Consider the following 10721-nt stretch of genomic DNA (forward strand, 5'->3'; position numbering starts at 1 on the left):
CAATCCATTTGCTGCGGATGTACTGGCTTTTCGCGAATGAGCGGATCGCCGCCCGATTCGCTCCTACCGATAGCTACCTATTTATTTTGCTCCCCAGCCACCGCCCAGCGCTCTGAACAGACTGGCCAGTGCGACCTGCCGGTCGGTGCTGATCTGAATCAGGGTCGACTGATCGGTAAAGGCGCTGCGCTGGGCATCCAGATAGCGCAGATGGTTGTCGACGCCGCCTTCATAACGGGCCTTGGCCAGCTTCAGGGCTTCCTGACTGGAACCTGCCAGAGCGCGTCGTGCCGCTTCTTCCCGGCGCAGGGTGTCGGTGGCGGCCAGGGCGTCGGCCACTTCGCGAAAGGCAGTCTGGATGCTGCCTTCGTAGGCGGCGACTGCCGAATCCCGACGTACTTCGGCCAGATTGAGGTTGGCGCGGTTGCGGCCTCCGGCAAAGATCGGCACCGAGATGGACGGCGCGAACGACCATGAGCGCGAGCCGCCATCGAACAGCCCGGACAGTTCGGCGCTGGAGCTGCCGAACGATCCGGTCAGGGAGATGCGCGGAAAGAACGCCGCCCGTGCCGCGCCGATATCGGCATTGCGCGCCTTGAGCCGATGTTCGCTGGCCAGGATGTCCGGGCGTCGCTCGATCAACTCCGAAGAGGTGCCCGGTGCAATGTCCTGCAACACCAGCCGGGAATCTCCAGGCTGCTCTGTCAGATAGGTCGCGGCATCCCGGGTGCCGATCAGCAGTGCCAGTGCGTTGCCGGATTGCTGCAACTGACGCTCGGTGCTTTCCAGCTCGGCCTTGGCCTGCTCGGTCAATCCGAAGGCTTCCTGGTAGTCGAGCGCCGTGGCGGTGCCGACCTTGCGGCGCTGGCTGACCAGTTCCAGCGAGGCAAGCCGGGTGTCGAGTGTCTGTTTGACCAAGTCCCGACGCTGCTGTGCGCCGTCTCGGGTCAGCCAGGCCTGTATCACCTCGGCAATCAGCGACACCTGCGTACTGCGGGTGGCTTCCTCGGTGGCCAGGTATTGCTCCAGAGCCGCGTCGGACAGGTTGCGCACCCGGCCGAACAGGTCGATTTCATATTCGGTCAGCCCCAGCCCTACCTGATAGGTGCTGCTGAGTGTCGACGACCCGCTGTTGGAGAGGTCGCCCGGTACGCGCTGGCGATTGCCCGTGCCGTTGGCGTTGAGTGAAGGCAGGCGGTCGGCACGTTGCACGCGGTATTGAGCGCGTGCGGCTTCGATGTCCAGCAGCGCCTGTCGCAGGCTGCGGTTGTTGTCCAGCGCGGCCTGTACTGCCCGGCGCAGTTGCGGGTCCACCACGAAGGTCTGCCAGTTCAGGTCCTGGGCGTTTGTCGCCGCGGTTTTTGTGCCTGATGGGGCAGAGGCGTTCCACTGTTCGGCCACCGGCGACCCCGGACGCTGGTAGTCGGGGGCCAGCGAGCAGCCCCCCAGTGTCAGGCCCAGAGTGGCGAGCGCAGGCCAGATGATGTTTTTCGATGCCATGATGCTTACTCCTGGACCTGCGTGCCGTTCGGGGTTTCAAGCTGTGAGTCGGTATGCGGCTTGCGGCGCAGTACCGACAGCACCCAGACAAAGAAGATCGGCACCAGAATCACACCCAGCAACGTCGCGCTGAGCATGCCGCCGATCACACCGGTACCGATGGCGCGCTGGCTGGCTGCACCGGCGCCGGTGGCGATGGTCAGGGGCACGACGCCGAGGATAAAGGCCAGCGAAGTCATGACAATCGGGCGGAAGCGCAGGTGCGCCGCCTTGATGGCTGCATCACGCAGGGAGTGGCCCTGTTCCCAGAGCTCCTTGGCGAATTCGACGATCAGGATCGCGTTCTTCGCGGCCAGGCCGATGATGGTGATCAGGCCGACCTTGAAGTACACATCGTTGGGCATGCCCACGGCGGTCACGGCCAGCACGGCACCCAGGGCGCCGACCGGTACGATCAGCATCACCACCAGCGGGATGGCCCAGCTTTCATACAGCGCGACCAGCAGCAGGAACACAACCACCAATGCCAGGGCGAACAGCACCGTGGCCTGACCGCTGGCGACCTTTTCCTGATACGACAGGCCGGTCCACTCATAACCGATGCCGGGCGGCAGTTCGGAGACAATCCGCTCGATCTCGGCCATGGCTTCGCCCGTGCTGACACCCGGCGGAGCATCGCCCGCGATCTTGAAGGCCGGGTAGCCGTTGTAGCGGGCGATCTGCACCGGGCCTTCTTCCCACTGGGTCGTCACGAAGGCACCCAGGGGCACCAGCGTGCCGCTGCTGTTGGGAACGTAGAGTTTCAGAACACTCTCGGGCGTCATGCGTGCATCCTGATCGGCCTGCACCACCACCCGTTGCTGACGACCGGCATTGGCAAAGTCACTGATGACCGAGGAGCCGAATGCCGTGGACAGGGCATTGTTGACCGACTCGAAACTCACCCCCAGGGTGCGGGCTTTTTCACGGTCGATATTCAGGCGCAACTGAGGGGCTTCGGCCAGACCTTCCATCATGGCGTAGAGAATCTTCGGGTTACCGTTGGCCTTGCCCAGCAATTCATTGCGTGCTGCCAGAAGGGCTTCGCGACCCAGGCCTGCACGGTCCTGCAAGCGCAGGGCGAAACCGCCCGACGTACCGAGGCCTTCGATGGGCGGAGGTGTCACGGCCATGACCGTACCGTCGCTGAGACCGGCGAAATGCTGGTTGAAGGCAGCGGCCTCTTCGGCGGCGGATTGCCCCTTGCCGCGCTCGGACCAGTCCTTGAGGGTCGGGAAGGCCAGACCGGCGTTTTCACCCATGCCCGAGAAGCTGAAGCCCAGCAGCATGGTGACCGAGTCGGTGCTTTCCCGGGACAACATGTAGTTTTCCAGCAGCTGTGCGGTGACATCGGTACGGGCACGGGTTGCACCGGGCGGCAACTGCACATCGATGATCAGGTAGCCCTGATCTTCCACCGGCACGAAGGATTCCGGCAGGCGCAGGTAAAAGAACCCCAGCAGCCCCACGATGCCGACGTATATCAGCATGTAGCGGCCGGCGCGTTTGACCATGCTGGAATTGAGGCGCTCGTAACGCTGGGTGAGCTTGCCGAACAGGCGGTTGAAGCCGCCGAAGAAACCGCGCTTCTCATGATGCCCGGCCGGAATCGGCTTGAGCAGGGTGGCGCACAGGGCCGGGGTGAAGGTCAGGGCCAGGAAGCCCGAGAACAGGATCGACACGGCCAGTGACAGGGAGAACTGCTGATAGATCACACCCACCGAGCCGCCCATGAACGCCAGCGGCAGGAACACCGCAGCCAGCACCAGGGTGATGCCCAGAATCGCGCCCGATACCTGGCCCATGGCCTTGACCGTCGCGGCCGCCGGGGACAGGCCTTCTTCTGCCATGATCCGCTCGACGTTCTCCACCACCACAATGGCGTCGTCCACCAGAATACCGATGGCCAGGACCATGCCGAACATGGTCATCATGTTCACCGAGAAACCCAGCAGGTACATGATCGCCAGGGTCCCGGCCAGACAGACCGGCACCACGATGCTCGGGATCAGGGTGTAGCGGATGTTCTGCAGGAACAGGAACATCACCAGGAACACCAGCACCATGGCTTCGATCAGGGTGTAGATGACCTTGTCGATGGCGACATCGACGAACAGCGAGGTGTCGTAGGGAACCGAAAACTCGACATCGTCCGGGAAGTTGACTGACAGCTCGGTCAGGCGCTGTTTGACCGCTCTTACGGTTTCGATGGCATTGGCACCAGGCGAAAGCTGTACTGCGGCGGCCACCGCACGTTTGCCGTTCAGGCGCGACTCGAAGTTGTAGTCCTGGCTGCCCACGCCAAGGCGCGCGACATCGGCCAGGTGCACGGTGGAGCCATCCTGATTGGCGCGCAGCACAATGCGCCCGAATTCTTCGGGGTTGTCCAGTGTGCCCTTGACCGCCAGGGTCGCGGTCAACTCCTGCAGGGACGAGCCGGGCGTGCTGCCGAAGCTGCCGGCGGGGACTTGTACGTTCTGGCGTTGAATCGCCGCGTTCACGTCATCGATGGACAGCCCGAAACCCACCAGCTTCTGCGGGTCGATCCAGACACGCATGGCGGCTTCGGCGGCGAAGAACTGCAACCTGCCGACGCCATTGACGCGGCTGATTTCATTGTTGACGTTGCGTGCCGCGTAGTCGGCCAGGGCAACGGTGTCCTGATTGCTCGAGCCTTCCTTGTAGTTCAGGGTGAAGATCATCAGAAACCCGGAGCTGGCCTGTTCGACCTGCAAGCCCTGGCTAAGCACCGGTTGTGGCAACCGAGCTTCGGCTTTCTTGATGCGGTTCTGCACTTCGACCTGAGCCATGTCCGGGTTGGTGCCCGGATTGAAGGTCACATTGATCTCGGCGCTGCCGGTGGAGTTACTGGTCGATTCGTAATACAGCATCCCCTTGGCGCCGTTGAGCTCATCCTCGATGACGCTGGTGACCGAATCCACCAGCACCTTGGCAGAGGCACCGGGGTAGGTGGCGGTGATTGTAATCTGCGGCGGTGCTACCACCGGGTATTGCGCCACGGGCAGAGAGGGCAGGGCCATCAGCCCCGCCAGCAGGATGAACAAGGCGACAACCCATGCGAAGTTGGGGCGCTTGATGAAAAACAGAGACATGGAAGGTTATCCTCGATCGCGCTGAAGTCGGCCTTACTGAGCCTTGGCCTGCTGTTGGGCGGGGTGCGATTTGGGGACTACCTTGTCGCCCGGATTGATACCGGTCATGTTGCCGACGATGATCTGCTCGCCAGCCTTCAGCCCTTCGGTGATCTGCCAGCGGGAATCCTGCATGGCCCCGGTTTTCACCGGCCTGTTCTCGACCGTACCGTCCTGGCCGATGACCAGAACATGGGCGGCACCGTCATTGCCACGTTTTATCGCCCGCTGGGGAACGAGAATCGCGTTGTCGCTCATGCTCTGTGGCGTGCGAACCCGGACATACATGCCGGGCAGCAGGACGCCTTCCGGGTTGGCGAAGCGGGCGCGCAGGGACACCTGGCCTGTGGTGCGGTCCACGGCGATATCGGTGAACAGCAGAGTGCCGCGGCTTTGGTAGTCGGTGCCCTCGACGCTCAGGGACAGGGCTTCTTCACCGCCTTTGGGCAAGCTGCCGTTCTGGATGGCAGTGCGCATGCGCAGAGCATCGGCCACCGGCTGGGTGAAGTCGGCATAGACCGGGTCCAGTTGCTGGATGGTCGCCATCAGGGTGGTTTCTCCCTGGCCGACCAGTGCGCCTTCGGTGACCGTGGCGCGGCCGATGCGCCCGGAAATCGGTGCCTTGACCGTGGCATAGCCCAGGTTCAATCGCGCTGTTTCCACATCGGCCTGGGCCGAACGTTTTGCCGCGATAGCGTTTTGCAGTGCGGCCTTGGCGGTGTCGTAATCCTGCTGGCTGACGGCTTCGATCTTCACCAGGGGTTCGTAACGTTTGACGGTCGCCTGGGTCTCGAAAAGCGTGGCTTCGGTGCGGGCCAGATCGCCCTGAGCCTTGGACAGGGCGGCCTTGAACGGGGCAGGGTCGATCTGGAACAGGACATCGCCTGCCTTCACATCGGCACCTTCGACGAAGTTGCGGCTGAGTACGATCCCCGCGACCCGTGCCCGAACCTGCGCGACCCGAACCGACTCGATACGGCCCGGGAGCTCGTTCACCAGCGTGAAGGGTTCGGTCTTGATGGCCACCGACTCGACTTCTTTCGGAGCGCCCGAGGCTCCCCAGCCTTGTTGGGCCTCTTGTTCACAGCCTGCCAGCCCCAATGCAGCCAGCAATGTGATCACTGGCATAACACGCCATTCGCGCAACGTACTCATCATTCACCCGGGCAAGGCCCATTAGTCGCTAAAGTTGCGAATGATCTTATTTTGTACTCATATGAGTCAATATTGACTCATATGGATCTTTTGTGAGTAATTGTGAATGTCCTTTGAGAAAATGAGCTTTTTCTGCACAATGCCCCCCACGCCATATTTGACGAGTGAAGACGTACCTGATGGATTTACCCGCTGCTGATGAAAAGCTCCTGAAAGCCCTGGCTGTCGCACTCGTCGATCACCCTGCCGGTACGTTCAAGGACATCGCCCAGGCTGCCGGTGTGAGCAAGGCCACGCTCAACCGCTTCTGCGGGACGCGCAACAACCTCATTGAAATACTGCTCAATCATGGCTGTGTGTTGATGAACAAGGTCATCGAACAGGCCGATCTGGAACAGGCCGCACCGCTCGAGGCCCTGGATCGTCTGATCGACGGTCACCTGACCCACCGGGAAATACTGGTGTTTCTGTGTTTTCAATGGCGGCCGGACTCTCTGGACGAGTCCTGTGGTGGCAGTCGCTGGATCCCGTACTCGGATGCGCTGGATGCCTTCTTTCTGAGGGGGCAGCGCGAAGGGGTTTTCAGGATCGATATCAGCGCGCCGGTCCTGACTGAAACCTTTGCGTCGTTGCTGTTTGGGCTGGTGGATGCCGAACGCCGCGGCCGCGTGGCCCGCGCCGGCATGGCACCGTTGCTGATGCAGTTCTTCCTGCAAGGCGCAGCCGTGAAATAGCCCGTAGGAGCGAATTCATTCGCGAGAGGCCAATACATTCCATGCATATCCGGCGTCTGGAATATTGCTTCGCGAATGAATTCGCTCCTACCGCGTTAGGCCCTGGCTAACGCCTCGCGCATGGTCTGCATCTTCAGGTCGCTCTCCCCGTATTCGCTTTCCGGCTCGGATCCGCTGACCAGCCCGCAGCCGGCGAACAATGTCGCCCGGTGGCCGTCCAGCAGGGCCGAGCGCAGGGCGACGGCAAATTCACAGTTGCCCCGGTCATCCATCCAGCCGACCGGCCCTGCATACCAGCCCCGATCCAGATGCTCGTGATTGCGTATGTAATCCAGTGCCTGGCTGCGCGGCAGGCCGCCGACCGCCGGGGTCGGGTGCAGGCTTTCGGCGACTGCCAGCAGGCTGGCGGTGGGGGCGAGGGTGCCCTGGACCGGGGTCAGCAGGTGCTGGATATTCGACAGTTTGTGCAGGCAGGGGCGTGGTGCAATCTCCAGTTCCAGACAGTGCTGGCTCAGGCATTCCTTGAGGCTGGCGACCACCATGGCGTGTTCGGCGTTGTCCTTGCGGCTGGCGAGCAATTGCTCCCCCAGCCGGGCATCGTCCGTGGCGTCCTTGCCACGGGGCGTGCTGCCGGCCAGGGCCATGGTCTGCAACCGGTTGCCCTGCACGGTGAGCAGGCACTCGGGTGAGGCACCGAGAAAGCAGCTGTTTTCCCGGGCAAAGGCAAACAGATAGGCATGGGGTTGCTTGCGCAGCAGGCGTTGCATGACCTCGTGCAAGGGTTCCGACACCGGGATGTTCTGGGAGCGGGCCAGCACGACCTTGTCCAGGTCACTGCGCTGAATCCAGTCCACCGCATTGCTCACATCCTGTTTCCAGAGATGAGCCATGGACAGGCGCACGTAATCGTCGGCAGGCGAATGTGCCTTGGGCAGCGGACGGGCAAGCACTTCTGCCCATTCGCGGGCCAGGTTGTCTGCCAGTTGCGTACAAGGCGTGTCTTGCTCGACCAGCACATTGACGATCAGGCGTGTCTGCCCTTCGTTTTCATGCAGCTCGAAGCGCGGCAAGGTCAGCGCCGCGTCGGGGAAATCGCGCCATAACCGGGTCCTGTGATGTTGCCGGTCGAATGCAAACCCTCCGAACAGTGCAGGGCGATGCGGACCGTGAACGACAGCGTTCTCAACCAGTGCATGCCAGCGCGCTTCAAGCGTCGGCCAACTTTCCGTATGGCCGGCATTGAACTCATGAGCTTGCCCCAGCCCCAAGCGATATTGGGCCTGAGCCTTGACGTGCCACAGGCTGGCAGGTTGCAGATGTTCCCGGTTGGCGCTGAACAATGTCAGCGGCTCGACCTCCGGCGAAGGCGTCGAGAACGACGCCAGCACCCGGGGTTGCCTGGTACTGACCCGTTGCCGGGCGGCGCTCAGGCACTCCAGTAGCCCGTTGAACGATGGAAGACTGTTCATTGTTCGCTGACCTCCGGATGCAGGGTGCGCCAGTGGGTGATCTGCTGGTTGATGAACCAGTGGATCAGGTCCTTGAAGAAGTCTTCGGTCTGATCCACGGGCAACCCCGCTTCGGCAGCCCATTGGCGACGTTCTTCAAGCATGGCGACCACCCGCTCGGGGGCGGGGATGCTGTGCTCGTTGGCCTTGAACGCGGTGGCCGCCTTCACATAGGTCAGGCGGCGGGCCAGGAGGTTGACGATCTGCTGGTCGATGCTGTCGATGCCTTGGCGTATGTCGCCCAGGCTCTGGCAGTCAGGTGCGGACTTGATGTCATTCATGGAAGGCTCCCGTACTCACTGGGCCATGACGGCGAGTTGGCGTTTGTCGATCTTGCCCACGGCGGTCAATGGCCAGGCCGAAACCCACTCGAACTGATCGGGCAGCTTGTCTTCACCCAGTCCGCATTGGCGCAATTGTTCACGCACGTGTTGAGCCGCCCCCGGTGGCTGCTCGCCGAGAATGAAGGCGCAGATGCGTTCGCCCAGCAGTTTGTCCGGCACCGCCACCACCACGGCGGCTTCGATATCGGGCAAGGTGTTGAGGTGGGATTCGATCTGGACGGCCGAGATCTTTTCGCCGCTGCGCTGGATCTGCTCCTTGATCCGGCCTTCGACGATCAGGTTGCCTTCCGGCGTCCAGCGCGCCAGGTCGCCGCTGCGGTAGTAGCCATCCGGGGTAAAACTGACGGCGTTGTGGGCATCGGCCCGGTAATAACCGGCAATGGTGTAGGGGCCGCGGGTCAGCAGCTCGCCGGTCTGGCCCGGTGCGACGTCCTGAAGGTCGGCATCCACCAGACGCACTTCGTCGTGTGGCGACAGCGGACGTCCCTGGGTATTGAGCACCACCTCCAGCGAGTCGGAAGGGCGGGTGTAACACAACAGGCCTTCGGCCATGCCGAACACCTGCTGCAAACGGCAGCCCAGCGAGTCCAGCAGTTGTCGGGCCAGAACCGGGTCAAGCCGCGAGCCGCCCACCTGCAACAGTTTCAGGCTCGACAGGTCGCTGTCTTCCCATTCCCGGCCCTGTGCCCAGAGTTGGGCCAGTGGCGGGACCAGCGCCACGTGGGTGACGCGCTCGCGTTCGATCAGCGGCATCGCCTGATCGCAGCTCGCGCTCTGGCCCAGAATGACCGTGGCGCCTGCTGCCAGGCTGCCGAGTATGCCGGGGCAGGCCAGGGTGAAGTTGTGCGCGGTCGGCAGGACCGCGAGGTACACGCTGCTGCTGTCGATTTCACACAGCCTGGCCGAGAGGGAGAAGTTGTAGGCATAGGCCGCATGGCTGCGCGGGATCAGTTTGGGCGTCCCGGTGGTGCCGCCGGAAAGCAGCAACAGGGCCGTGTCGCGTGGATCGATGATCGGCCATGGCGGGCAGGGCGCATCCAGGGACGAGAGCGCCGTGAAGGCACCGGGTTCGCCATCGACGATCACATGGCGCAGCGAAGGCTGGCGCTCGACGATGCCGGCGGCCATTTCCCGGTAATCGAAGTCACGGATGCGGTCGGGAATCAGGTAGGCCACCGGTTCGGCCAGTTGGCACAGCGCTTCGATATCCTGGGCGCGCTGGGTGGGCATGGTCAGGATCGGCAGCGCGCCGATGCGCATCACGGCGAAAAAGGCGCTGACGAAGGCGATGCTGTTGGGCAATTGCAGCATGACCCGGTCGCCGGCCACGATGCCCAGTGCCGACAGCCCGCCTGCCAGGCGCTCGACCCGTTGCTGAAGTTGCGTGTAGCTCAGGCGCAGGTCGCCCGCCACCAGTGCGGTGCGTGAACCCTTTGCCTGCGCCCAGTGTTGCAGACGCTGGGGCAGGGTCAGGTCGAGGTAAGGTTGCAGCGGATCGTGTTTGGTATTCATGTCCGGTTCCCGTTAATGGTGAAAAGGGCTGATGCTGCTCTCGATGAAGCCGAGAAGCCGGGCCGCGAAGGCCCTGGGACGTTGAGTCAGGTAAAAGTGATCGCCGGCCATGGCATGTTGTTGATGGTCGCCGCATAGCCACTGGCTCCAGGCCGCGACTTCCTCTTCGTCGGCTTCGGGGTCATGGCTGCCATGCAGCAGCAAGGTCGGGGTACGCAGGCGCTGACGCTGTGGGTCGAGCAGGCGGTGGTAGCTCTCGGTGGCCTGGAAGTCGGCCCGCAGCAAGGGCATGAACAGCATCAGCAGGTCGCGGTCGGCCAGCAGCGATTCGCTGCAACCGCCGATGGCGACCAGTTGTTCGATAAAGCGCTGGTCATCCAGATGGCTGAGCAGGCGTCTGCCGCTCAGGTGTGGGGCATGGCAGGCCGACAGCACCAGCCCGGCGGGCGGTGTGCCAGCCTGTTCCAGCAGCAGGCAGGTCTCGAACGCCACTTGGGCGCCCATGCTGTGCCCGGCCAGAATCAGTTTCTGGCGTTGCGGGTTGCTCAGGGCCTGGATTTCGGCGGCCAGGCTTTCGGCCAGAGGCTGGACCTGGCGCACGCAGGGTTCGTGCATGCGCTGGTCGCGCCCCGGATAGATCGCCAGGGAAAGGTCCAGGCCCAGTTCGTCCAGGCCTCGCCAACTCTGGAAGGCACCGCCACTGGCCCCGGCGAAGGGGCACAGCAGCACATGGGTGTCGGACTGATCGGCCTGAAGATAAGGTCGCAGCATGCCCAT

Annotated in this window: 8 protein-coding genes; 1 reads left to right on the top strand and 7 read right to left on the bottom strand. The window is 62.9% G+C overall.

What is annotated here, in order from left to right:
- Nucleotides 1-81: 81 nt before the first annotated feature.
- The 3 genes from ACIPY9_RS08860 to ACIPY9_RS08870 are packed head-to-tail and all read right to left on the bottom strand — an operon-like array spanning nt 82 to nt 5846.
- The gene (locus ACIPY9_RS08860; RefSeq protein WP_400699547.1) at nt 82-1500 is read right to left on the bottom strand and encodes an efflux transporter outer membrane subunit; all 1419 of its coding nucleotides are present in this window, start codon (nt 1498-1500) and stop codon (nt 82-84) included.
- 5 nt (nt 1501-1505) lie between these two features.
- Nucleotides 1506-4652 (bottom strand): multidrug efflux RND transporter permease subunit, encoded by a 3147-nt coding sequence (locus ACIPY9_RS08865; RefSeq protein WP_400699549.1) that lies wholly within the window; start codon nt 4650-4652, stop codon nt 1506-1508.
- A gap of 33 nt (nt 4653-4685) precedes the next feature.
- Nucleotides 4686-5846: an efflux RND transporter periplasmic adaptor subunit gene (locus tag ACIPY9_RS08870; RefSeq protein ID WP_400699552.1), complete on the bottom strand. Its 1161-nt coding sequence runs from the start codon at nt 5844-5846 to the stop codon at nt 4686-4688.
- A 179-nt stretch (nt 5847-6025) separates the two neighbouring features.
- Between ACIPY9_RS08870 and ACIPY9_RS08875 the strand changes: the two genes are divergently transcribed.
- On the top strand, nt 6026-6580 hold the full coding sequence (locus ACIPY9_RS08875) for a TetR/AcrR family transcriptional regulator (RefSeq protein WP_400699554.1): 555 nt from the start codon (nt 6026-6028) through the stop codon (nt 6578-6580).
- A gap of 95 nt (nt 6581-6675) precedes the next feature.
- Here the strand turns inward: ACIPY9_RS08875 and ACIPY9_RS08880 are convergent, their stop codons facing one another.
- Genes ACIPY9_RS08880 through ACIPY9_RS08895 form a run of 4 tightly spaced genes read right to left on the bottom strand, consistent with a single transcriptional unit; the run spans nt 6676 to nt 10721 of the window.
- Nucleotides 6676-8049, bottom strand: a complete 1374-nt coding sequence (locus ACIPY9_RS08880; RefSeq protein WP_400699557.1) for an isochorismate synthase — start codon at nt 8047-8049, stop codon at nt 6676-6678.
- Nucleotides 8046-8369, bottom strand: coding sequence for an isochorismate lyase (locus ACIPY9_RS08885; protein ID WP_400699560.1), 324 nt, complete (start codon nt 8367-8369; stop codon nt 8046-8048). Before ACIPY9_RS08885 ends, ACIPY9_RS08880 begins: the two co-directional genes overlap by 4 nt.
- A gap of 15 nt (nt 8370-8384) precedes the next feature.
- On the bottom strand, nt 8385-9944 hold the full coding sequence (locus ACIPY9_RS08890; RefSeq protein ID WP_400699562.1) for a (2,3-dihydroxybenzoyl)adenylate synthase: 1560 nt from the start codon (nt 9942-9944) through the stop codon (nt 8385-8387).
- A gap of 12 nt (nt 9945-9956) precedes the next feature.
- Complete coding sequence (locus tag ACIPY9_RS08895; protein ID WP_400699565.1) at nt 9957-10721, bottom strand: thioesterase II family protein; 765 nt, start codon at nt 10719-10721, stop codon at nt 9957-9959.

Source organism: Pseudomonas sp. NPDC089734, assembly GCF_044748865.1.
GTDB lineage: Bacteria > Pseudomonadota > Gammaproteobacteria > Pseudomonadales > Pseudomonadaceae > Aquipseudomonas.